The organism is Vibrio ruber DSM 16370 (genome assembly GCF_900163965.1).
Lineage (GTDB): Bacteria > Pseudomonadota > Gammaproteobacteria > Enterobacterales > Vibrionaceae > Vibrio > Vibrio ruber.
Genome location: NZ_FULE01000009.1, coordinates 57,586 through 81,845 on the forward strand (window position 1 = coordinate 57,586; position 24,260 = coordinate 81,845).

The 24,260-nt window shown below is 45.3% G+C and carries 26 protein-coding genes; all 26 read right to left on the reverse strand.

Annotation, left to right across the window (positions count from 1 at the left end; translation table 11 throughout):
• Positions 1 to 177 precede the first annotated feature (177 nt).
• The 26 genes from VR7878_RS02735 to ubiT all read right to left on the reverse strand — a co-directional run bounded on the left by VR7878_RS02735 (position 178) and on the right by ubiT (position 24,243).
• Positions 178 to 1,746: a polysaccharide deacetylase family protein gene (locus VR7878_RS02735; RefSeq protein ID WP_077333212.1), complete on the reverse strand. Its 1,569-nt coding sequence runs from the start codon at positions 1,744 to 1,746 to the stop codon at positions 178 to 180.
• A 342-nt stretch (positions 1,747 to 2,088) separates the two neighbouring features.
• Complete coding sequence (locus VR7878_RS02740; RefSeq protein WP_077333214.1) at positions 2,089 to 2,535, reverse strand: low molecular weight protein-tyrosine-phosphatase; 447 nt, start codon at positions 2,533 to 2,535, stop codon at positions 2,089 to 2,091.
• A 19-nt stretch (positions 2,536 to 2,554) separates the two neighbouring features.
• On the reverse strand, positions 2,555 to 3,223 hold the full coding sequence (locus VR7878_RS02745; protein ID WP_077333216.1) for a YccT family protein: 669 nt from the start codon (positions 3,221 to 3,223) through the stop codon (positions 2,555 to 2,557).
• 135 nt (positions 3,224 to 3,358) lie between these two features.
• Complete coding sequence (locus VR7878_RS02750; protein ID WP_077333218.1) at positions 3,359 to 4,321, reverse strand: porin; 963 nt, start codon at positions 4,319 to 4,321, stop codon at positions 3,359 to 3,361.
• A gap of 266 nt (positions 4,322 to 4,587) precedes the next feature.
• Positions 4,588 to 5,988: an O-antigen ligase family protein gene (locus VR7878_RS02755; protein ID WP_077333220.1), complete on the reverse strand. Its 1,401-nt coding sequence runs from the start codon at positions 5,986 to 5,988 to the stop codon at positions 4,588 to 4,590.
• Positions 5,989 to 6,059: 71 nt separating this feature from the next.
• Positions 6,060 to 6,539 carry a hypothetical protein gene (locus VR7878_RS02760; protein ID WP_077333222.1) on the reverse strand — a complete coding sequence of 160 codons (480 nt, stop codon included), beginning with the start codon at positions 6,537 to 6,539 and terminating at the stop codon, positions 6,060 to 6,062.
• A 310-nt stretch (positions 6,540 to 6,849) separates the two neighbouring features.
• The gene (locus VR7878_RS02765) at positions 6,850 to 7,674 is read right to left on the reverse strand and encodes a polysaccharide deacetylase family protein (RefSeq protein WP_077333224.1); all 825 of its coding nucleotides are present in this window, start codon (positions 7,672 to 7,674) and stop codon (positions 6,850 to 6,852) included.
• Positions 7,675 to 7,688: 14 nt separating this feature from the next.
• Positions 7,689 to 8,135, reverse strand: a complete 447-nt coding sequence (locus VR7878_RS21535) for an acyltransferase (RefSeq protein ID WP_139343990.1) — start codon at positions 8,133 to 8,135, stop codon at positions 7,689 to 7,691.
• 28 nt (positions 8,136 to 8,163) lie between these two features.
• Positions 8,164 to 8,637, reverse strand: coding sequence for a glycosyltransferase (locus VR7878_RS02775; protein WP_077333226.1), 474 nt, complete (start codon positions 8,635 to 8,637; stop codon positions 8,164 to 8,166).
• On the reverse strand, positions 8,634 to 9,083 hold the full coding sequence (locus VR7878_RS02780; protein ID WP_077333228.1) for a glycosyltransferase family protein: 450 nt from the start codon (positions 9,081 to 9,083) through the stop codon (positions 8,634 to 8,636). Before VR7878_RS02780 ends, VR7878_RS02775 begins: the two co-directional genes overlap by 4 nt.
• Positions 9,073 to 9,819, reverse strand: a complete 747-nt coding sequence (locus VR7878_RS02785) for a heparin lyase I family protein (protein ID WP_159440421.1) — start codon at positions 9,817 to 9,819, stop codon at positions 9,073 to 9,075. The genes VR7878_RS02780 and VR7878_RS02785 overlap by 11 nt, the downstream gene beginning before the upstream one ends.
• A 15-nt stretch (positions 9,820 to 9,834) precedes the next feature.
• Positions 9,835 to 10,860 carry a glycosyltransferase family 4 protein gene (locus VR7878_RS02790; protein ID WP_077333232.1) on the reverse strand — a complete coding sequence of 342 codons (1,026 nt, stop codon included), beginning with the start codon at positions 10,858 to 10,860 and terminating at the stop codon, positions 9,835 to 9,837.
• 2 nt (positions 10,861 to 10,862) lie between these two features.
• A complete protein-coding gene (locus tag VR7878_RS02795; protein ID WP_077333234.1) occupies positions 10,863 to 11,402 on the reverse strand; it encodes a serine O-acetyltransferase in 540 nt (179 codons plus the stop codon).
• A 110-nt stretch (positions 11,403 to 11,512) separates the two neighbouring features.
• A complete protein-coding gene (locus VR7878_RS02800) occupies positions 11,513 to 12,682 on the reverse strand; it encodes a glycosyltransferase (protein WP_077333236.1) in 1,170 nt (389 codons plus the stop codon).
• Complete coding sequence (locus VR7878_RS02805; RefSeq protein WP_159440422.1) at positions 12,679 to 13,659, reverse strand: glycosyltransferase family 2 protein; 981 nt, start codon at positions 13,657 to 13,659, stop codon at positions 12,679 to 12,681. The genes VR7878_RS02800 and VR7878_RS02805 overlap by 4 nt, the downstream gene beginning before the upstream one ends.
• On the reverse strand, positions 13,649 to 14,980 hold the full coding sequence (locus VR7878_RS02810; RefSeq protein ID WP_077333240.1) for a flippase: 1,332 nt from the start codon (positions 14,978 to 14,980) through the stop codon (positions 13,649 to 13,651). The genes VR7878_RS02805 and VR7878_RS02810 overlap by 11 nt, the downstream gene beginning before the upstream one ends.
• Positions 14,977 to 16,026: an O-antigen ligase family protein gene (locus VR7878_RS02815; protein ID WP_159440423.1), complete on the reverse strand. Its 1,050-nt coding sequence runs from the start codon at positions 16,024 to 16,026 to the stop codon at positions 14,977 to 14,979. The genes VR7878_RS02810 and VR7878_RS02815 overlap by 4 nt, the downstream gene beginning before the upstream one ends.
• 240 nt (positions 16,027 to 16,266) lie before the next feature.
• A complete protein-coding gene (locus tag VR7878_RS02820; protein WP_077333244.1) occupies positions 16,267 to 16,662 on the reverse strand; it encodes a VanZ family protein in 396 nt (131 codons plus the stop codon).
• Positions 16,663 to 17,373 carry a hypothetical protein gene (locus tag VR7878_RS02825; RefSeq protein ID WP_139343991.1) on the reverse strand — a complete coding sequence of 237 codons (711 nt, stop codon included), beginning with the start codon at positions 17,371 to 17,373 and terminating at the stop codon, positions 16,663 to 16,665.
• A 31-nt stretch (positions 17,374 to 17,404) separates the two neighbouring features.
• Positions 17,405 to 19,597, reverse strand: a complete 2,193-nt coding sequence (locus VR7878_RS02830) for a GumC family protein (protein WP_077333248.1) — start codon at positions 19,595 to 19,597, stop codon at positions 17,405 to 17,407.
• A 36-nt stretch (positions 19,598 to 19,633) separates the two neighbouring features.
• Positions 19,634 to 20,197: a polysaccharide biosynthesis/export family protein gene (locus VR7878_RS02835; RefSeq protein ID WP_077333250.1), complete on the reverse strand. Its 564-nt coding sequence runs from the start codon at positions 20,195 to 20,197 to the stop codon at positions 19,634 to 19,636.
• 42 nt (positions 20,198 to 20,239) lie between these two features.
• A complete protein-coding gene (locus VR7878_RS02840; RefSeq protein ID WP_077333252.1) occupies positions 20,240 to 21,643 on the reverse strand; it encodes an undecaprenyl-phosphate glucose phosphotransferase in 1,404 nt (467 codons plus the stop codon).
• 660 nt (positions 21,644 to 22,303) lie between these two features.
• Complete coding sequence (rimI, locus tag VR7878_RS02845; protein WP_077333254.1) at positions 22,304 to 22,747, reverse strand: ribosomal protein S18-alanine N-acetyltransferase; 444 nt, start codon at positions 22,745 to 22,747, stop codon at positions 22,304 to 22,306.
• Positions 22,744 to 23,148, reverse strand: coding sequence for a DNA polymerase III subunit psi (locus VR7878_RS02850; protein ID WP_077333256.1), 405 nt, complete (start codon positions 23,146 to 23,148; stop codon positions 22,744 to 22,746). Before VR7878_RS02850 ends, rimI begins: the two co-directional genes overlap by 4 nt.
• A gap of 80 nt (positions 23,149 to 23,228) precedes the next feature.
• The gene (locus tag VR7878_RS02855; RefSeq protein WP_077333258.1) at positions 23,229 to 23,729 is read right to left on the reverse strand and encodes a GNAT family N-acetyltransferase; all 501 of its coding nucleotides are present in this window, start codon (positions 23,727 to 23,729) and stop codon (positions 23,229 to 23,231) included.
• Positions 23,713 to 24,243, reverse strand: a complete 531-nt coding sequence (gene ubiT, locus VR7878_RS02860; protein ID WP_077333260.1) for a ubiquinone anaerobic biosynthesis accessory factor UbiT — start codon at positions 24,241 to 24,243, stop codon at positions 23,713 to 23,715. Before ubiT ends, VR7878_RS02855 begins: the two co-directional genes overlap by 17 nt.
• Positions 24,244 to 24,260 lie beyond the last annotated feature (17 nt).

Sequence of the window (24,260 nt, forward strand, 5' to 3'; positions counted from 1 at the left end):
AAAATAATGTAGCACTTTGTAGCAGAGCTGCACATTCTGTACGCAACGCACAAAAGCCGACTTCCCCCACCGATAGGAGTCACCACAATTTGGTCAACTCAACGGGAGAGAAGCCGGCCGCCCTTTCGGGCCGATGTTAAACAGCGATTATTTGAGAAGCCGTGAGCGCTCCCTCAATTATGATTCCGGAACCGTCTTATCAATATCCCGCTCATACCACTGTGGTTTGGTCAGCACAACCAGCTCTCCGGACTGAACCTTTTCAGCCACCGCATCAATATAAGCTTTGAAAAATGACTCATAAACATTGATCCCCGGATTCGGTGTGTCAGGCGTCCAGCCTTCTTCAGGATCCGGCACAATCCGATGGAAATAAGTTTCCATCGTGGTGCCACGTAAAACCACCTGCTCTAATAACGGTAAAAACTGGTTGAACGTCATGTAAGAGGCTCCCTGACCAATCGTGGTCATCTCTCTGCCCCCGAAGCCGAAGCGGGTATACATATCACCGCCAACAGTAATCCGTCCTGATTTAAATCCGGCTTTATTCAGTGCTGCCGGCAGTTTATCTAAATAAAACTCCCCTGACTCATCATTAAACATGGCGGGTAAATTTTGCGGCGGAATCTTTCGTGACAAAGTCACCGAAGATACAGCCTCTCCACCACCGTTAATCACATAGGTGTTCTTGGGAATATTCGAACCGTAGACTCGCATCCCGACATGGATCGGATAGCTGTCATCGAGGGTCACCACATTTGAACCATCCGAAGTCATGGCGGTTACCTGAACCGGTCGGACAGAAGTATCGAAAAATTTTCCGCCGGGGTAGCACAGGTGATACATCGCATCGGAGTCCAGACCATGCTGCTTCAAGTCATCCCACGCAGAAGTTGCATTGGCTACCGCAGTAGCAACATCGGCAGTGTCAGTCATCGGTGTATCGTCCGGAGAACCATCCACACTAATCGCCCAACCGGCCTCCGACAACATCGCAACTTGCTCCCAGCTCAACCGGTCAACCCAACCAACCTGCTGAGTCGGCAGATAAATCGTCCCGACCAAACCGTACTGCGTCATATAAGGGTAGGCAATACTTTCTATTGTATCTTCCCCGTCATCAAAACCGATCACAACCGTGGGTTGCCCCTTTGCATTTGCATACAGTGAATCAATGGTATTGTTAATCATATAAGGGGGATTGCGTGCCGGTGAACTGACCCGAACTTTTGTAATATCAACCGATTGTGACAACAATGGATCTTCTGACTGGTGAAATACAATCCAATATGTTTTCAATGGTGCATTCGAAGTCAGATTGGCTACATTAAGATTATAATTCACGCCAGTGTACGAGCCACCAGCCGTTCCCAGCCTGACATTCAGATTACTCGTCACGCGAGGTAACGTTTTATGTACAGCAAAAGCGATCACACCCATATCACTTGAATTGATCGACTCCGTTAATGTCTTCTGGGCAATGACATGAGACAGTTCTTCCCCCTTACCCAAAACTGCCATTGCCCCCTGCCCTTCAGTGACTGGACAGACTTGCCGGAAAATGCCTCCGCTATTGACGGCCCACCCGTCCATAGTATCGAAACTTTCCAGTAATTGAGGCGTGGGCAGACTCGTTGAGTCGGTTTCGCTGGCCTCAACCGTAACAGTACCCACGCATAAACACATCATTATCAACGCACCAAACAATCGATGACGCGTCGATAAAAACCACCTAGCTAACTTCATATTTTCTCTCCCTCATCATTCAACAGACGATTTCATTTATCATGAACCGGGGAAATCCCCGAGTTACCTCAGGTGTTGTTTCAGCAAAAATAGCTGAATAAAAACACCAATACGAATCCATTTAATTCAAACAAGCAACTTCGTTCATTCATCAGGCGCAATCATGCATGGCAAAATAATCTGAAATAACAGAGAAAAGTAAGATTGTTGTATGTATATGTATAGTCTTCTTATTTTGGGAAGCATGACAAAAGATAGGGGGATTTTATTATGATACATATATATAAATATGGCACAGACTGAGCTTATACGTTAAAAAATAATCAATCTGTGGAGAAGGTATTACGGATTGATCTTCTCGGCCCACGCTTTCGCAGCCCGATCAAGAACAGCATAAACCTGTTGAAAAACTTCTGAGGATTTCTGATAAGGATCGTCGATCTGACTGATGCCAAGCCAATGTCCGAAAAGCATGGTTTTATGGCGTGCTTTAGGAAACATTCGGCTCAGCATCTCAATCTGATTTTGGTTCATCACTAAAATTAAATCACTGGAATCAACCATGGTGGGGGTAATCTGCTGTGCCCGGTGAGCACTCAGATCGATCCCCAGAGTACTGGCAATATCTTGTGCCACCGTAGCTGCCGCAGCACCGGCAAGTCCGCTTTTTTCGGTGATCAAACCGGCTGAACACACTGTATGAGATGGCATGAGACGCTGCAGCCGCCCGGCAGCATAAGGAGAGCGGCAAATATTCCCCGCACAAATCACAAGAATGTTGTCAAACATAAGATATCTCTTCGCCGCGTTATTGCTGCTCAATCATCCATTTGAGTAAGGCTTTCCTTTCTGCATCAGTCGCTTGTAAATACCAAGCCTGAATCCGGGGCACAAAATTTTTGGAATTTCGAGCATCTGACGGCGGATGAGCAACCGCTTGACGGCTGTTGTTCAGCGGTTCTTGTTCTTGCGGTCTGATGTCGAATGCAGGACTCGCCTTCACTGACGGCATCTCATGCTGTCGGTTATAACGCTGAATGGCAGCTTCAATATTTTGATAAGGCAGAAAGCCGGGATTGCCGGGCAGTTCAACGGGCTCAAGGTCAGTCAACCGCGCCTGTTGATCAGCTAATTGCCAGGACACGGTTCCATTCTCAAATGCGGATTCCGCTGCCGAATAATCCCGAAAACGAGAATGACTAAGCGTCATTTGTGCCGATTCAGCAAACGGGATGGAAACAATCAAAGGCGTCGACTGATACTTCTTTTTACGAGTCCCGAAACGCAGCGATTCTTCATACCGGAACACCAACTGATGCTGCCCTTCAGACAGCTTCAGTGTGTTGGTATGATCAACTTTCTGCCCGTCGAGAGCCAATAATTCAACACTCCCCGGCAAGGTTAATTCTGCTGCGAAAGTCGTGCCGGCAAAGCTCGCGACAAGAACCCCTACAAAAATAGATTGAATATGTTTCAAAAATGACTCCCTTAAGTATGATTATCATTGATCAATCTGCATCGGCTTGTCCCGAACGGTGCTCCGGCGTCTGCAAATCAATCAACACCGACTGAGACAGGAGCAACGCAATCAACAAGCCGTAGCACCGCGATATCAGAACGTTGTGTCCATACCAATGACATAACCGGTATCTTGGTTATCCTCATCCGTTAAACCGACTTCGGCATAAAGCGCAACATCATTTGACAATGAGTAAGTCACATTAACATAGAAATCATTGACATCCCCGTCCGGTACAGCATTGCTGATACTATGCTTCGTCTCAACCACCGCCCATCCGGCAGCATATTCCAATCGGCCGCCATCACTATAGCTGACCGTCAGACCATAGGTTGATTTATCCCGATCCGAGGCATTTTCCTGCTCTGTCGCAGAGACACCATACGTTGTGGCAAACTGCCAGTCACCATACAAATACCGGATTTCCAGATCGTAGGTACTAATATCAATACTATTTTTCTGGGCATGGGCAAGAAAAACGGTAAAGTCAAAATCTTCTACTCTTGCACCTAAATTCCCATCAAGCTGATAGTCATCATCACTACCCGAAGTATTGGTATTATTCTTATTCTCTAAATAAGCCAGCCCGCCATAGAACATCTCACCGCCGTCATATTTATATTTAATGACCTGATCCCCTTCATTCTTGGCACTTTCCACGAAAGAGGTAAAACCGAATTCATAGTCGTCCCCGATACCGGAGTCATCCAGAATGGTCGGTTGTGCGCCAAAACTAATCGTATGGGACTGAAGATAGATGATCTTACCGTATACATCACCTCGTCGGATCGACCCGTTGTCTTCTTCATCATTGGCATCAATATCCATATGTGAGCCAACGACCAGATCCTCAGTCATCTCATAAGTCATATCAAAGCCAAACTTCGCTTCGTTGACATTCCATTCAGAATGCTGACTTTGATCCTGAGATTTATAATACTGCACATCAACTTCCCCGGATAAATCAACGGTTACACCATCGAGTGAGTATATTTCTGCGGCATGAGCCACCGAAGCGCTGCTTGCCACTGCTAAAGCAATTAATGTCTTTTTCATTGTATTCCCCGATATTTTATCGTACTGACGTTCCGTTCATCTCTACAAACAATCTTCGTAAAAACGATTCACGATACCGATTGGCGTAATATTTATCGTGTTCTGAACGACTTGCAGAATTAATCCATAGATTAAGAGCACAGACGTCAATTTCATGAAAGTTCTTGTTCAGCGCAAAATAAATAACAATATTTATTGTGTCATTCTTATTAATAAAACAAGTTCTCGTCTGATAATATCTCCGTGACCAAATAAAACGATGGCTTTCATACGGTAATTTTTTCAACGTAAACAGAATGTTTTTCCGGACGGATTTGAATTTGCCTCACACAGCCAGACAACACTAAAATCAGAATAAATGTCACAGCATTCGCGGGGGCCTGTAGATGGAAATCGACACTAATTTGCGCCATCATCGCCAGAATCCCCATCAGGCATCCTAATGCGGTTCCTTTCAACGTTTTACTATGCCGGGTTCTGATCACATGAAAACAAAACCACAATGCGACCAGTATCGGTATACCTAAAAGGACAACCGCCGGGATTCCCGTCTCGGCAGCGAATTGAATATACTCGTTATGGGCATAGTTGTAATAGCCGATATTGTAGTGCGTGTAGTGGGGGAAAGTAGAATAGAAGCTGCCTAATCCCGTACCGGTCAACGGATAGTCGCGGATGATATCCAGACTCCACTGCACCGCCTGATCACGCGTCTCAGTTGCAACAGAAGTGGATGCGATACGCTGCTGAACCTTATCAATACCAAACAATGTACCGACCAGCAATGTATCAATCAGCATCATAGATACAATCAATGCCGTCAACGCCCTCGGTCTGCGCTTATAAAAACATAGCGCAACGACCCCACCACATGCGATCACTGAGAAGAAAACCGTATTGCCCATTCGGGAGCGCGTCATAATCAGAGCAATCACCATCACAATCAGACATAAACGGATCATCATTTTGGCGGACATCAGTGCATTGAACCACCGTCTGATACGTACATGCCAAGACCCGGATTCGGTCTGATGCAATTGCGAGACAATCAACCCGATTCCCAGACACAAACACATCACCAGATAATTGGCTAAATGATTAAAATAAACAAAAGTGCCCGTAGCCCGGTTGCCTTGCGGCAAGCCGAAGAACCAGCTTCGGTGAGTGTCTGATAAAACGGTCAGAACGCCATAGAATGATTGAAAAGTTCCACTGATCACGAGCGCATACAGTACGGCTTTCACACGCGGAACAGAATCGATCAAAATAATGGCATTCAGCGCAAACAACGTATAGGCGATTCCTTTCATCAGCCCGATCATGGTCGCATAACGGTCATAGGAAAGGCTACCGACATCCGCCCCGGCCTGCATATAAACCTGAGCAATATCCGGTGCAATCACACGCAGCATATCAACTGGTAATGGTATGGTCTGAACCGCAATCCAACATTGAAAGAGACTCAGTGGTACCAGCAACCAGACAAATTTACGGATTTTCTGCCAGGGGAACTGATGCCATAAAGACCCAATCAACAACAGCGTCTGGCAGGCTATCCAGATTTCAAATATCGACCATGACCACATTCTGTGGCTGCCGAGCGGAATCGGCAGCCACAGCAGCATGAGCAACAGGGAATACCAGCACCAACCTTCGCTACGACGCATGTCCTTATGCCGGCCAAGATTCACGTTATTATGTTGCGTTCTGACAGTAAGGAAGTCCTCGTTGTACATCATTAACTCGGAGAAATACCACTTCCCCGAGGGTGACGTCTGATAATCGGTGTTTGCGTTGCCGGACCGGCTGCAGTTGCTTGCGCAACGGTTGTCGGGTCAATATTGGCAGTAATTGCCAACCCCGGTAACAATGTCGCATCCAAACCTAAATCGAGCGCCATTGATGCAATTGCCAGCGCAGACTCAGGTGCTGCGTTAAACGCGGCTAATACCAGTTCTTCAAGAGAAACATTTGGTGCTTTACGGTACACAGCCTGAAGCACTAGCGGGGCATCAAGTGGGCTTTCCTCACTCATGATACGAACGACGTCGAGTGGTGAGTTGGCAGTGAACAGTTGATCAACCTGTTGCCCGACCCGCGCCTGTGCTGTACTGGTCGCTGTATTAGAAGCCACTGCCGAAACGTTGTCCGTCTGAGTTCCGTTCTCCGGTGCAGCCATTACGGAGAATGCCAGTCCGGCACTCCATAAAATATTCACTACAAATCCTTTGCGTTTCATAACTATTACCCGCCTACCCGTCGTTGCGCCAAGTCAATCATGGCTATCCATTCCCCCAGATGATGAATATAACAATTCCATTTTTAATGGTGATTACATTCATCAGATGATTCAAACTATAGAGCGAGGAGGCTGGGTAAAACAAGATCACTGAATTAGGAACGCCCCCTAATATCAATAATGAGACAAATGTATTTTAAAATAAACATAAGTGAGACTCATCAATGGTGCAATAACCGGCTCAATGAGTCCCGATAACAGGCGAGAAATGATTGATCGTCAGGGATAATTATTGCTGATGGATATAATCAACAATATTTTTATAGGTTGTCACCCAATATTTATCGCGATGCTTCGCTAAATATTTTACTAATTCGAGATGCGCTTTATCACTGGTAGATAAATAATCACCGCCAACCCCGTGAAATTTAATCCCGATAACTTTAGTCTGCGGATTCGCTGCGGAATGTTTAATGTAGTTGATCAATTTTTTACCTGAAACATTATGAGCAGACCAGAAAACTTCTTCCGGCTTGGGTAGCGTTTGTCCATAGACCCCGGCGACCAGAGGCCGGACAGCTGCCAGATAATCACCGCTCCCTGTCATGGTTTCAAAACATGGTGGCGTGAACGTGCGACTTTTTTGCCCATCGAGTAAAAACAGGAACGTATTCGCCATTTTCACTTCCGCGGCCATCCACTCCGGCGACCGCTGTTCCAGAGAAGCGTACGGTTTAACCCAATTCCGATCCGAGCCTTTCGAGGAACAGGGATGAAAGACGGTATGATTACCCAGTTCATGCCCGTTCTGCGCCGCTTTTTTCCAAGCCTCAACCTGTTGCTCATTATTGAGAGTTTCTGACCCCGGCAACAGATAGAAAGTACCTTTGATATTGTATTGATCAAGTGTCGGAACAGCATGTTCCAACTGAGACGGTAATGCATCATCATACGACAAATGAACCGCAACATGTGCCCCGTTCGGATACGTTATTGTGTCATCGCTTGCCTGACTTGCCTGAAAAGGAGTCACCAACACCATGAGCATCCCGATATAACAACGACCTCGGTTTAACTTTAGCCAATGTTTACGTTGATTGTTGATACCTATCATTGATTATCTTTCCATTATTGGAGCGAATCTTTCGGAAAAATTCCCAGCCGATTCAATTGAATACCTTCTTTTTTGACGACAGCCGGATTCCCCGCCACTAACGTGTTCGGCGGGACATCTTTGGTCACCACTGCACCGGCGGCCACAATACATGAATCACCAATCGTCACACCGGGTAAAATCAGTGAATTACAACCGATATGACAATTTTTACCGATACGGACATCCGCTTTGAGATGACGACACATATCATGAGCCAGAATTGCCACGCCAAAAGCAACGTATGTCCCTTCACCGATATAGATTCCGTCACCATTACGTTTATCGATTTTGGCTTTTAAAGAAATTCTTGCCGTTGAATCAATATGCGTTCCGAAAAATCGGTTGAGATACCACACATTGAAAGAAAGCAGACGTTGTCGGAGCTGAATTTGTATAAAGTCTTTAATTTTTTTCATCATGGTTAATATCAACTATAGATTATAAAAATCATGCAGTTGCCAGCGACAGAATATATTGTGTCAATTGATCACGTTCTGGCGTATCCAGTCCGTCCGGTGCCTGTAATGTCTGATAATTACTCAGCAATGCTTCAAGCGCTTGTTCATCCCGGGCGGTATAAATACCTTTCACATTTGAAAATGAATTCAATGTATCCAACTGATGATCATTGCGATGTTCCTGATACTGAGCCAGCCGGGGGAAAATAATTAACGGTTTGCGGATCCGCAAACAATTAATAATTGTCCCCATCCCGGCGTGGGAGATGATCAGTTCTGACTGGCGAAACTGTTCATCAAGTTCATCCGGTGCAAAAAACTTCGCACTCTGCATTGCGTTGGCCTGATAGTCAGAATCACCGATCTGGCTACAAACATCCAAATGATACTTTTGAGCCAATTGATCGACCGTTTTAACCAGCCGGTCAAACGGGAGCTGTGTACCTACAGTTAAAAAAATCATATGACTCTTCCTTGATAAGTCACCTGATGGGATTCAGCGACTTCCCGCCATTGCGAGACAACGTGAATACGACATTTTGCTGCTAATCGTCCTGATAACGATAGCTTTTTTGAATTGGCGATACTGTCAACCCAGACTGTTTTGATGCCACGCATCTTACTGATCAGAGCCATCACCAGTCCGGGGGCTGCGCCCGTGGTCACCACCAGAGACGGACGCTCTTTGCTGAGGATCTTCAGACACTGGAAGACGACTTTAATCGCCAGATAAGCGGTATCCCGGCTGAAATCAGAGATTTGATAATATCGCTCTCCTTCCATAAAACCGGGCTGCTTATCATAAGCCCCCGCGATCACTCTTTCACAGCTATCGAGTTTTTCAGAAAGCAGACTCAATTGGACAAAGTGCCCGCCGGGAGAAGCAACCAACAATATCTTATTCTTCATCGTTTACCTCATTGATCGTCAGCGCGCTATATTCGATGCCCATTAATTCATCGATATTTTTGTCGCGGTATAAACCAAATTTAAAATAGTGATAATAATTATTAATCATAATTTTATCTTTAAAATCAAATGGGTGACGCGTCCCATCGACATCACACCAGCCCGATACACGGCCATCAGCCTGATAGAGCCAGTGCACTTGAGTTCGACAGGTAATTTGCTGATTAGGCCGGACGGGAATTCTTTCATCATGATTCTTGGTATGCAGTACCAGATACAGTTGATCATCATATTCGAGCTGATAGGAAAGCGGTGGCGAGCTACTCTTATAGTTTGACCAAGTCTCCCCTTTTCTCGGATCCGGTTGATCATGCCACTGAGCCACAATCGTCCAAACTCCATCCCATCCTTCGGAAAAGACCGGAGAGTCGAGCAACTTGAAAGAGAACTGATAACGAATCGTGTCACCTACCTCATACGGGCTCTGGACACTCACTTCAGAACGTTCTCCGTTAAAAATATAGGAATTATTTCCCGTCAGAATAAACTGCACGCCATCATCTTTCATTGCGATGGCTTTTTCACTGGCTTCAAAGAAGAACTGTTCGGCGGGTTGATTATACCCAATCACTCGTTTCAGCTCGGCAGCCTTCTCATCATCACTGCAACAAGTCGCTGCCATTGCTGAATAACTTCCCAAAACCCAAAAGAGACACAAATATAGAATTTTCCTCATGATCATAACCTAACCTTAACTTACGTATAGTTTTTCTAAGCGCGGCATGACAACCGACACATCGTAATTTTGTTGATAGAGCGCTCTTGCATTGTCGGCCATGGCTGACCGGGAGTCGTCATGGAGCGCCTGACGGATCGCATCGGTTAACTGTTCAACCTTACCCGGTTCCACCAGATAACCGGTTTGTCCGGGAATAATTACCTCAGGAATTCCGCCCACCGGTGTTGATAAAACGGCGAGCCCCGCAGCCATCGCTTCAAGAATCACCACCGGTAATCCTTCGTTATAAGATGGCAGAACCAAGAGCTGTGTTTCCGCCATCAACTGAGCTTTTTTCTCATGGTCAATCCAGCCATGAAATACCAACTGTTTTTCAACCCCATACTCGGCAACAGCCTGCTGAAAACGCGCGACATCACCACCGCCACCGACATGTAAAACCACATCCGGTAGCTCGCGTAACGCCTGCAACAGATCAAAAATACCTTTGCGCTCAATCAGTGCACCCAAAAACAACACATGGTTTTGCTGCCCTTCAGATTGCGGAGATGGTGCAACAACAGCAAAGTTGGGTAAGACCACCAGATTGGCTTGCTGTGGCGATTCAAGAATCGACTCAATATACTCGCGCCATGACTGCGAAAGGACGATAAAAGCATCCGCGTTGTAGATCAGCTGGCGAATTTGCTGCTGCACCTTGCCATCACTGGCCTGATAGAACTTTTTAAATTCGGAGCCGTGTAAATGGATCAGCACCTTACGGCCGAAAAATTGGGCGACCTTCATGTAGATTCTTTTCCGCCAGAAACTGCCACGATAAGACATATGCAGGTGGAAGATACGCTCTCCGGGGAGCAGGGATAACCAGAAAACAACCCACAATCCCCACAATGCAAGCATCAGGTCGAAAAACTTGTTGCCCCCTTTATGGCTGACAAACCGGCGATAGCGAAACTGCTGATTCAAATTGAGCTTCAGATTGTTGATCACAGCATCAATTCCGCCATTCTGACCAGTGCCTAATACGATAATATCCATACTCAGTCACTCCATGGGTTAACGATAAAGTCAGCAGAACCTTTTTCTGACACCACCTTGGCGGGAATACCGGCAACAATGGCATTGTCAGGCACATCTTTGGTCACGACCGCATTGGCACCGACCACAACATTGTTGCCAATACGAATACCACCGAGGATACAGCAGCCGGTTCCGAGATAAACATTGTCACCAATCACCGGCCATGCCCCGTCTTTACCGGCAATCGTGACATTATGTACAATCGTCGCATTACGGCCGATCGTGACATGTTCCCCCCAGGTGGTACCGAACACATGATGCACTCTCAGTCCCGGGCCTATCGAAGCACGATAATTGACATCACTGGTATAAATGATCTTGGCTACCTTATAGAGGAAGATACACAATAAATTGAGTCCCGGGATGCGGCGGCTATGCTTCGCCAGTCGCATCAGCAAAACAAAACGGAATCCTTTCTGGCTCAAAAAAGCCTTCACCAACAGCAGCCAACTGTATTCTCCATACCAGCGAAATACATCCGCCCTGATATTATTCAACATCTACCCTAACCTTTAAGCTTACTCATTATTTTAAACAGCCCGCTGAATTTTAAATCGCGCCACTTTGAAACATGCTATCGTCCAAGCGATTCATGCTGCACAAATTGCCCTTAAACTAAGGCTTCAAACAGTGTTTTGTAACGTTCACTAACCTCACGTTCAGAAAACTGAGCAGCGCGCGCTAACCGTGCGGCACGAGAGCAAGAAGGCGTTGCCAGCTCATCGCTCATCGCCTTCGCCAGCGCAGAACTATCCCCCACGGAGACTAACCGGCCGAACTGGCCACCCTGTAAAATTTCAGCAGGACCACTGCGACAATCGGTTGACACGACCGGCACGCCAAACGCAAGCGCCTCGACAATCACGTTGCCAAATCCTTCCCATGCAGAAGACAGAACAAACAGATCCGCCTGAGCGTAATAGCGTTCAACCTGCTCCGAAAACCCGACAAAAGTGATGTAAGACTGCAATTGATGCTGATCGATATACTCAGTGAGCCGGCTCATTTCTGCCTTATCATGGGTACCACCGACAATCATGACCTGTATATCATGTTGATGTTGGGTCTCTATCAGGTCACGGACAGCCCGAAGTAAAGTCATGTAATCTTTTTGTGGAGTGACCCGCCCGACAGCCAAAATCGTTTTCGTAACACAATTCGTAACACAACCTGTCGCAGCTAAAGTCCCCTCGTCAGTTTCGCGTTGCAAACCATCATCAGGCTGCTGCACTTGCTGCGAATCGAATGCCGGAGCCGCCTGATTGAAACGGACCGGGTTATGAATAAAACAGCATTTATCGGCTCGCTTAACCAATGGCACAATATCGTTCATCACCCCTTCAGATACAGCCACGACCTGATCGGCCAGACGATAAAGCCACTGCACAATCAGGCGAACTTTCAAACGGGTCAATGCCGGTTTATGCTGAAAATGTTCAATGATTGAGGCGTGTTCGCTGACCACGACTTTGGCCGGATGCCGTGCCATAGAGGCAGACAACAAACAAGCCGCATTGGTATCTGGATAAGCCGAAAGTATCACATCAGGTTTAAAGTCATCGATCACGCGCTTAAAACGCACCAGACTCATAAATGTTCGCTTCACATCCAGACTGCGCACCGGAATATTTTCGTGCAACAGCGTGGTGTAACTCGAACCGTCACTCCGATCCGTAACAAATAACACCTCATGCTCGTGCATCAGCGTTCTGGCGACAGACAGAAATACCTGTTCTGCCCCGCCGAATCCCATATAAGAAATACGAAAAATAATCCTCATCGCCGTTTCATCCTATGGCCGAAAAAATAAATCGAGGGAAAGAGACAGATCATCGTTTTACGACGGGATAGCAGACCTTGCTTATAGAGTCGGCAAATCGTCAGTACCGACTGACGCTTGACCTGACGGCAGAAGTCAAAAAATGACATCGTCCGTTTGCCCGCCGAGTGGCACATATAGTACAAGTTCGCGTCAACAATCTTTTTGAGATGTGCGGTATCAGTGTTGTCAGTACCGTTTTCCTTCAGACTGACCGAAAACACATGCGCATCGAGAAAATCACGAACCTGCTGACACTGCGCCATCGTCACCCTTGAAATCGCACTGGTTTCACCAATCCGATAACGATATAACGCCAGTTCACTGGCATAACATGACTGAGCCTGTGCATACACCGCACACAAGTACATTAAATCCTCACAGTATTTCACGCCGGCCGGAAAAGCAGCACGCCTGGCCACATCAGCTTTAATCAGACGGCACATGACCAGCCAGACAAATGATGAAACAGCGCCTTCAAATGCTTGCGGTTGGGAATTCAATCCCCGGCAGTGGGTAACATGTCCGGTGCCGAGCACGGTTTCAACCTGATGGCGGAAAGTCTGATAGCCAAACTCAAAAATATCGACATCCGGATACTGCTGAATCAGTTCACAGAGGCGGATGAGATAATCATGCTGCACCGCATCATCTGCATCGACAAAAGTGATATAACGCCCCTGTGCCAGATTCAGTCCGGTATTTCGCGCCACACTGACCCCGGCATTTTGCTGATAGTGGTAACACAGACTGCCGGTACGCAATTGCGGTGCAAACCGCGCTTCTAACTGGGCTTGTGTTGTATCACTTGAGCCATCATCAATCACAATCACTTCAAAATGACCATCATCTCCCGGGCTACTGGCAAAAATAGACTGCAGTGTCTCGGGCAAGGTTTCTGCTGCATTATATGCAGGGATAATAATACTAATTTCCATAACGCTGACGCCCCTCTGCCAGAAATGCAAAACTCTGTCTGAACGCCTCGATCGGCCGGATAAAAATGCGTCCCAACTCTTGAACAACGACGACGAAAAAGATACGTGTCCGGGCAAACAGCAGATAAGCGAACAAATCAGCGATGGCATAAGAAACCACGGACACCGTTGCCACACCCGTCGCTCCCCAGATCTGCACGGCAATGATCGACGCACAGAGAGAAACACTGGATGCGACAATCGTTTTAATCAATTCAATATTGGTCCACTGCCTGATAATCAACACCCGGGAAAACAGCGCTCCGAAGTAAGAAAACACCAACTTCCAGATCAGAATCTTAAGGATAATCCCCGCCCCCTGATACTGCTCTCCGTAGAGCAGATGAACGATGTAATCTCCGGTTAAGCTGACAAAAATACCGCCACCGACAGAACAATAGATCATGAGCCGGACGATATTTCTGAAAATATATCCATCCAGTTTCTGTTCATTGAGTTCTTGATTGAGACGGGTAAAAAATGCAAACACAAAAATATGACCGACGAACAGTAACTGCATGACCAGCTTTGTAGCGACCCCGTATAGCCCGACCTCTTCAGGGGAGAGGAACTTCTCGATGATAACCACATCAAAATACATAAAGATCGGAAACAGGATAGAAGAGAAAAACACAAATTTTGACTCGCTCAGAAGCTGTTTACCGTAGCGCAGACTATCGGCAATTGCCGGGAACAACTCATCTTTCGTCTCACGGTAAAACTCACACAACAAAATCACCTGCGCGACCACCGAGTAAACCACCAGATAGAAAATGGCCCAGACAAAACTCAACTGAAAGTAAATCACCCCGAGAATATAAACGATAGCTGCTACACGAGAGGCTACCGTAGAAATTGACAGAATTCTTGGTTGCTCGGTGGCTTGAAAGTAGAGCCGGAATGCAGAAGATTTACCGAAATAAGTGGTGACACAAGCGGTCAGTGACAGTGCCAACACCAGCTCATCCGGTGTATTACTGAAAAAATAGGCCCAACAAAAAACCGCAACAAAGAACACGATCCCACCGACCAGCCGCACCAGAGAAACCGCATAAAAAACCCGTTTTTTCTCATGATACCGGACATATTCTTTCATCACGACGTTGTCCATCCCGAGAATAAACACACAAGAAAGAATACTCGCCAACGCTTGAATATAAGAAAGGTATCCCATATTCGTCGGCCCATATATCCTGGCGATGAAGACGATACTGAACAAACCAAATAACACACCACCAAGGTTGTCCAGACTGAACCAAATTAATTTTCGAATATTACTCATGACGACACTTTATTTTTTAAAATATTCTCTTTGCCGGTGATGTATTTCAACAGCACATAACAGAAGAGAAAACAAAACCAGCTAAAGCCAGAACCCAATAAAAACTTCGTCTCAGTGACATTATTCAAAACAACAAACGTACCGACACAGAAACATAACTTTGTTATTGCGACGTTTTTCTGAGTTTGTAGCGAGCGATAAAAAGTCATGAAAAAATCACAAATGGTATAGATAAAGAGCGCAGTCCCGATGGCGCCGATAGAGATCAGCATATCGATATAACCACCATCCGATGCAGCTAGTTTTTCAACCCATTCCGGCGCATATTTGGCGAGTTCAGTGTCTTGAATCAGATTGTTGTCCCCTAACCCCCAAACCGCAGAGTAACCAACACCGAAGAACAACTTTTCATAAGATTGATTCAACATCACCAGCCAAAGTTTACCGCGGCCGGTCAACCACTCATCACGGACATGCATCAACAACCAATCCACCATATCCCGGTAGTAGAGCAACAGCATAAGCACGCAGGCGATCGACACCCCAAACGCGACCATGCGGCCACTGCCGTAATAGAGTCGCCGAAACCGAGAAACCAAAAGCTTATCCCAGTAAAAAATAACCTGAGCAAGGAAAGTAACTAACACAAACAGGACAATTGACGTCTTGGATAAGGTTGCCAGCAACAGTAAAAAAGTCACCAGCAGCATCCCTACTCGCCATAAGTTCCAGCGCTGAACCGAGTAGAGATAAAAAAACAAAAATACACTGATAATCGGCCCTAAGTTATTTTTATTCGCAAACGCTCCTGATATTTCCAACACCCGCCCGGCCAACAAATCATTCTTGAACACTAAAAGACAAGTTAAAAACAGCCAGATGCAAAAGGTGTAGTAAACGACTCGTCGGGTATGGATTACACCAAAATGGATGACAAACAGCGTCACATAGACAAATAAGATCAATTGCCAGAACAGTTCATAGTAGGTCACTTTCGGCCATGGCGACCATTGTGCCGTCACCGCACACCATACAAAGACAATCATTAATGGATAGCACTGCCGACATAGTGAAACAATCTGTTTGATAACCGACGGGCGCAGTGACAACAACAGAAAAATAAGCAGGTATAAAGTCAGGATCGGACGTTTGAACAACCCATTAGATAAAGTCAAAAAGAGCAAATTAGACGAAATTAAAAGACTATATAACGTATTTTTGTGGAATCTCATTGAACTCACTTCTGTGTTCGATCGTGATTTGCCTGAAGGCTCATTTCTCAGGGCTTAATCATCAAAATGCGCTTTGCTGGACAATATGTAATTCACACCCGTTGCAATACACAAGGCAATCGCGACACCAAACAGATTCGTCATCATGTCATCGACTGAAAATTCTCGTCTTGTCAGCCAAAACTGAGAGGACTCATCCAGCAGCATCAGCAAGACAATAACCAAGGTCGGCCACCCCACCAAACGAACCGTTGTATTCTTGCCCCGTGACCGAGTTGTCCAGACTGACAGGCAAGTCAGAACGAAAGCACATAAAAAATGGAGGTGCTTATCTCCGCCTAAAAAATGTTCCAGAGCAATCACATGCTCCGCACCGACTCCCGCACTTTTACTCAGTGAAAGAGTGCCGACGACGACGACAGCCAAAACCAGTACCCAGTATCGATTCATTCAAACACCCTCCTGCTCATCAGGATGATTCAGTGCAGCATCCGATAAGTTGCCACACGTCCACAATGGCAAACGAATAAAAATAGCCAGACTGCAAAACTGTTGTTTGTAAGGGGAAACTTTGAATATTTCATTCAAGCGCCACCGTTTCAGACCATACTTTTCATGCTCGGTCATATAGCGAACGGCATTCAAGCGCTGCTGCTGAGACAGTTGCGCCCAATACTTAAACAGCACATTCATCGCCGTTTCGGCAGTATATTTTTCATAGGGGCCGAATGTCTCAGCCATATTCAACACCCCAATCACTTGCTCAAATGGCTTCTCCCATAAGGCAAGGAGTTCGGTTTCCTGAGCATAACCGTCAGGAAACAAAGGTCTGAGCCGGATTGATTGCCAGTTATAATCATTACTTTGCTGCAAGTACTGCTCTCTTTCGAACCCCTCGGCAGAGAAGCTATTGAGTAATGCCGTATAAGCAGCCATCGACAGGTTTTCCGGATTGTCGTCATCCCATGACAACATCTCATCTTTGAATTGATTTAACTGCATCAGCGCATCGGCCGTCAGGTGCTCCGAGTAATCGATACCTTCAATCTCCTGATGCACGACATTGCTGTACAAACTTCCCATCAGTGCCTGTACTGAGAAGACGATCATCCATACCGAAACGGCAACCAGCGCACACTGCGAAATTTTCGCACGATTCATTCGCATCATCCCTGATTGAAACGGCCAGATCTCAGTTTTCCGCATAGCCATAATACTGACCATACTCATACTCTGCCGTACCCGCTTTCTGACTGATCTGATTCACAACCACACCGGCAAGCGTAATTTGGTGACTGATGAGTTTGGTCATCGCTTTTTTCACCAGCGCCTGTTTCGTCGTATTGGCTTTCACCACCAGTACAACGGAATCAACACACTGCCCGATAATTAAAGAATCGCTAATCGGTAGTGTCGGTGGTGTATCGATAATGATTCGATCATAGCTGCCTTCCAGCTCCGTCAGTAACGATTTCAACTGATGAGAACTCAACAATTCCTGAGGGTTTGCGGCTAACATACCAGCCGGTAAAATAGATAAACCCGACACTTCATCTTTGAAAATGCACTCACTTAACGGCGTATTCATCAACAAATAATTGGTGATCCCCTGATGATATTTCTTGTAGCCGAAACGTTCGGCAACCGCTGGTTTACGTAAATCGAGATCGATAAATAAAACCTGTTCAACTTTGGCAAATGAAATCGCTAAATTCAGAGAGACCGTTGTTTTCCCTTCTTCAGGCAATGATGACGTCACGGCAATTTTCCGGTGCTGTCTATCGATATGATTGACCAGCAGTGAAGTTCTGATCGAGCGAATCGACTCACTGAAACCAACTTCATGTTCATCAGTAAAAATACTGCTGTCGATAGGCTTCTTGCGGAACCGTTTGGACTTCACCACCGGAATGCCGCCCATCGGAATCAGCCCGAATTTATCTTCAAAGTCGCTGGCAGATTCGATGGTATTCTTCAGCAGGTCGAGCATGATGATAAAGCCGATGGCCATGCCGATACTGAGAATAAATGCAGCAATCACGATCAATTTTCGTTTTGGAGCACTCGGCAATTGTGGCACCAACGCTTTATCGGTAAACCGGGCATTGGTCGCATCGAAATCACTCGTCGCTGTGGTTTCTTTCTGTCGGGTTAAGAAGAGATTGAGGATCTCGCGATTGGTTTCAACTTCACGCTGCAATGAATCATATTTGCTTTTCTTGACTGTTAATTCCTGAAAATCCTGCTTCTCGCGCGTCACTTCCTGAACCAACAGTGACTCTTGTTCTTTTGTGGCCTGTAGCTCTTTACCGATACCTCGGATCAATTTTTGAGTCACCCGCTGAGCCTGCTCTTCAATCGACTGTAATTTAGCCTGAGCCGCAATCATTTTGTCATGCTTCGGCCCGTAGCGTTTGCTCAGTTCATTGACTTCGTTTTGGGCTTCCAGTTCAGCATTGCGAATATCTATCACCTGAGGATGCTGAGAGATCGCGGGGATCGCAGACAAAGAAGCGATATCTTTCACACTTCCCGAAGTTAATGCTCTGTAAGCCGACTCAATTTCAATCCGTTCATCACGGACTTGTGCCAACCGCTCGCTCAAACTTGCCAATTGTTTGCTGGCGAGCGACTCAATACCGCTGTCATCGATCAGTTTCTCTCTGATCAAAAAGTCAGAAAGTGCTTTTTCAGAATCCGCTAACTGTTCCCTGAGTTCGGACAGACGCGACGTGATCCAACTTGACGCATATCGAGTGGCAGAAATCTTCGATTCAAGATTATTTTCGATATAAGCGTACCCCACTTCATTGGCGATCTTCGCTGCAAGTTCGGGATCTGACGATGTAAAACTAATATTGACTAACTGGGTCTTTAAGATTGGGGTAATCTCAAGATTTTTCTTAAATGCAGCTAATACTTTCTGACGAACATATTCAGGATCCGGAGCTTCCTCTTCGTTTGCCGAACCAAGCAATCCGGCAATGACAGGATAAGATTTTATCGTCTCAACAATACTGCTCTCTTGCCCTAACATAGGATTAAATTCTTCATTCTGATCCAATGCCAGTTTATGAATCACTTTCTCAGCAATCTGATTGGATCTTAATATTTCGAATTGCGTCTCGTAGTATTCTTTTTGGTTCGGTTCAATACCGACAACATCTTCAATTGAAATTGCTTTTTTTTCTTTTGCTTCAATCAGTAAGGTTGCTGTAGCGGTATATTTCGACTTTAAAGACAGAGCAATGAATACGGACAGCCCGGTTACCAATACCGAGAATATAAATATCGAGATCCAGTTTCTCTTAATTAAATTCAGATAATGAGTCAGATCAATCATATCATTCTGATGATTGGCATTATCTTCAAAGTGCTCTTGCATTTTTTACCTTGCCTTAATCTTTTTATCTTTTCAGACTTACCAAAAAGAACTCACCACATAAATCGTATCACCGGGATGTACGGTTTCATTCAGTTCGACTTCATGTTTACCTTTCAGTAATTCCTCAATCTGAGATTGGGATAACCCTTCGGTTTCTTCCTCTTTGGTTAAATAGATGCCTCTTGTTTTGCGATATTTCGCGAGAAATCCGCCCGCCAGAGCAATCGCTTTTTGAACAGTCAAGCCCGGTTGATACTCATATCCTCCCGGAGAGTTCACCACGCCATTCACATAGATATTCCGATACTTCACAATATTGATCGTCACTTTCGGATCGACCAAGTAATCGCCTCTTAAGCCGGTGACAATCATATTGCGCAGTTCACTCAGGGTTTTATTTTTCAGTGTCAGATTACCTAAATAAGGGTAATCCATCGTTCCTCCGCTATCGATGAGGTACTGCTCATACGATAAATCGGGCTCCCCATATACAGAAATTCTGATTGTATCTCCAGCACCTAACCGATATTCAGCTGCATTGGAAAAAACAGAAAAGAATACGCAGCATACAACAATGCTTTTTAATATTATTTTCAACATTACTTACCTATCAGGACTCTAGAATCTATTCTCGGAAACGGGTCAATACGCTGTTTTTCCGACAAATCCTTTAAATACAGTTAAGAATATGATTTTTAAATCAAGCCACAGAGACCATGTCTGGATATAGCTCAAATCAAACTCAACCCGTTTTTCCATTTTGTCGAGTGTATCTGTTTCTCCTCGGTAACCATTGATTTGAGCCCACCCGGTAATGCCGGGTTTTACATGATGCCGAAGCATGTATTTATCGATCAGCCCGCGATACTCCTCATTGTGAGCAACAGCATGGGGACGAGGCCCGACAATCGACATCTGCCCGGTAATCACATTGATAAACTGCGGCAACTCATCCAAAGAGGTGCGGCGAATAAAAGCCCCGAACCGGGTCACACGAGGATCATTTTTAGTGGCCTGTTTGACCACCGAACCATTATCCATCACCCGCATTGATCTGAATTTCCAGACTTTGATTGGCTTCCCATCCAGACCATAGCGCTCTTGTTTGAAAATAATCGGGCCGGGAGATGACAATTTCACACCAATGGCGACAAACAACAGAACGGGGCTGATTAGCATGATGATCATTGAGGCAAGGATGATGTCTTCAATACGTTTGATCAATGAGGTAAAACCATAAAAAGGCGTGTCATACACACTCAGAGTGACGACTTTACCGATATTTTTCAGACGCGATTGCATCAAATCAAAGGTGAAGAAATCCGGGACAACGTAGACGTGGGCATTGGAGTCAGCGAAAGCATTCAAGATCTGCTTAATTCGTTTGGCTGCTTCCATTGGCAACGCGATATAAACTTTCTGCACACTGCGGCTTTTAGCCAGCATCAGTGCATCATCAATTTTTCCGCGTAGCGGGCAAGAGAGGCGATGTAAACCGATTCGATCGAGGCTGCGGTCATCATAAAAACCGACCAGAACTTCCTGACTTGAGCGGTGTTGTTTGAGTTCCTGAGCCAGCTGAAGACCGCTTCCCGTTGCACCGATAATAATCGCTTTGCTGCGATGTTTATCTCCGGGGAAAATGATACGGAACATCCCGTGAACCAACCAGCGCCACCCCACCAGACACAACGGCGTCAGACCGAACCAGATACCGATCACCAGACGAGAGTAATCTTCACTCACTTTCAGGAAGAAACCGATAATAAGAGAAAATGCGACACAAATACTCCAAGTCATCAGTATCGCAAGGAAATTTTGTTTAAATGAAAGGTATTTGTAGGGTCGATACACCCCGGCAATATCAGAGACAACGAAATAAACAACAGCAAAGAGACTCAATATTAATTGATAAATGGTTGTAAAATCATCCAAGTATGATTGTGATACTAAAAATAAAATTATTGAAATAACAAAAATATCAACAATCTTAAATCCGACTGATGACTCTTCTCCATAATATTTAATTCGACTACCATATCCCATTTGACATCCCACCTAACCAATATAAATTTAAGTATGCTACCGCCCTTGGGTGAAGCACCCCACAAACTGAATAAATGACGCTGTGGCATAACGGCCGAAGACAATCTAACTCGTTGTTTATATACATTTTTTAAAGGAACGAATTAGCATCCACTTACCAAAATCAAACGAGCCACCTCACTTTATTTGTCAAAATGTGAAGTTGACTATAATCAAAGTATGCGACATCAGTCACTATTATTTCAATCTTAATAAAAGCAAATCACACTTATAATTCCGCCATTCTTAAAAATGAGACACAAGATTCACACAATAATTAATAATGATAAAATACGTTAGAAAATATCACGCATGTCATTATTTTTATTGACTGTACAGTCAGTTTATATCGATACAACAACAGTTCGGCATCAGGAGAGATACATAGAAATGTAATTTTGTTGTCAAAAGACTAATAATGAGACGCTCTGCTCAAAATTATTTATTTAAAACGATAGATAATTCAATTATTTTAATTTAATCGATAGTAACGATTGATTTGAATTTTTTGAAGGCAGTAATTTTTTGAAGACAGTATTGACGGCTGACCACGAAGCGGGATATGAGGGTGATGAACGGCGGGTCAGAGAAGATGAAGGCGAAGATGTTATCAGCGCATGATTATAGAAAATAACTCATGATGATCGCATCTTCACGTCCGTTTTCAGCCGGGTAATAGCCAAAGCGTCGATCGACGTCATTAAAACCGGCATTGAGGTAGAGATGATATGCAGGAAGGTTACTTGCTCTCACCTCTAACCATACGCTTTCTGCATCATGCTGTTCACAAAAAGCGAGTAAAAAGTCGAGCAGTTGTCGGCCAAGCCCCTTGCCCTGATGAGCCGGATCAATAGCAATGTTAAGTAACGTCACTTCTCCGACAATGTTCTGCGCATAAAAATAGCCCGCGACACGCCCGTCAATCAATAGGGTATGATGGCAGGCACCGCGGCTGTCCAGATCACGAATAATGGACGCCTTCCAGGGAAACAAATGAGCCCGGCACTCAATCTGATAGATCTGATCCAAATGATCAGAAGACATCGGAACAATCGAAATATTCATGAGGCCTGATAAGAACAAATTTGACGCCAAAGATCCCGACGGTGTTGAGGATGACCGTCAATCTCACTCAACAAAGGTGATGTTAATCGTTTTGCCGTCGTCACTTCTGGTGCCGGACAACCAGCAAACCAAATCCATTCAATATCACTTTGAGAGATCCAATCAAGCGAATGCGGGTAGACATGGCGCGCTTCTTCAAGAGAGACATGAAAACTCTTGAGAACTTTTTCAAACATCACTGCCTGAGCACCTTCGGGCAAAACCGGACTGACGAATAACAATTTACAGGATGCCGGCAAAGCATACTGCGCATATTCACCCCCCAGCATTCGCTCAGGATGAACCAACTGCCAGTGCTGAATTCCCATTTCCTGTAGATAATATTGTTGACGCTCTTGCATGAATGTCAGCCCAGTGAACCGATGAAAGATGAGGAGAAGATATTAACAAATTTCCCTTTAAATCAGAAGCCGGGAAATATTCAAAACAGCGAGGAGTCAAACTCAATCCGATGCTCACCCATTTCCTCGACAGCTCCCTGAACCATCTCGCAAATTAATAGCTGACGGGGTTGTGGCAATGAATGAACAGCGCTTAAACCAACATCTTCTCCTTGCTTAAAGCCAAGTGAGCGGTAATGTTCATACTCTCCAAATACCGTACACACCGGGTAACCGAATTCATAAAGCGAATTCAGGCCTTCAGTCACCAACTGTTGCGAGATATCGCCCTGCTCACGAGGTTCAGCCATCAGTAAACGTAAATGCTGCCAGCTGTGAAACACCCCATCGGGCGCAACTGGCGTAAACAGAATATAGCCTTGAATTTGTCCTTCATCATCACAGGCAACCAAAGACAATGTGATACGACTACTTTCCCGGTAATCCATGACCAGATCTGCTTCCGCTCCGGCGTTCAGCGATGAGCGCAGTAACCGATCAATGGGTAAAATATCTGCGGGTGCTTCAGTGCGAATAAGCATTCACGGTTCCTTTATGATTTGAGCGTTCTGACTGTATGCCTTTATACACAAAATCAGAGAGCTGATTCAAAGAATATTTGATGAGTACAGGAAATGTCTCCAGATCCACACTATCCATCATATTCTTGATTTCAAGCCCCAGTTCAGTATCACCTTCAATCGAGAGCCTCCGCTGAAAAAAGAGCGTATCCGGATCTTCTTTCCGCCCGGCAATCAAGACAAAATCATTCAGTGAACCGCTAAAACACGCATCGGGTTCGGCCACCGCTCCGGCGATAACCAATTGCGCCTGACGACAGGTGATATGCCAGGATAGTCCAAGATCTTTCACTTCAACTTTCAAACACTTACTTTCAAGAAATTCAAACTCCCCTTCTGCCAGCGCTTCTTTAAAAATCGTATTCAATGCCTCTAAAAGGATTTTATTTTGCACAAAGTCTGGCAAAAATCGGGCTGGTGTTCTCAAAAAGGAAGCAGCATTTTGCACCATGTAGCTGTGAATCTTGTTAAACACACTCGTTATCCACTCGG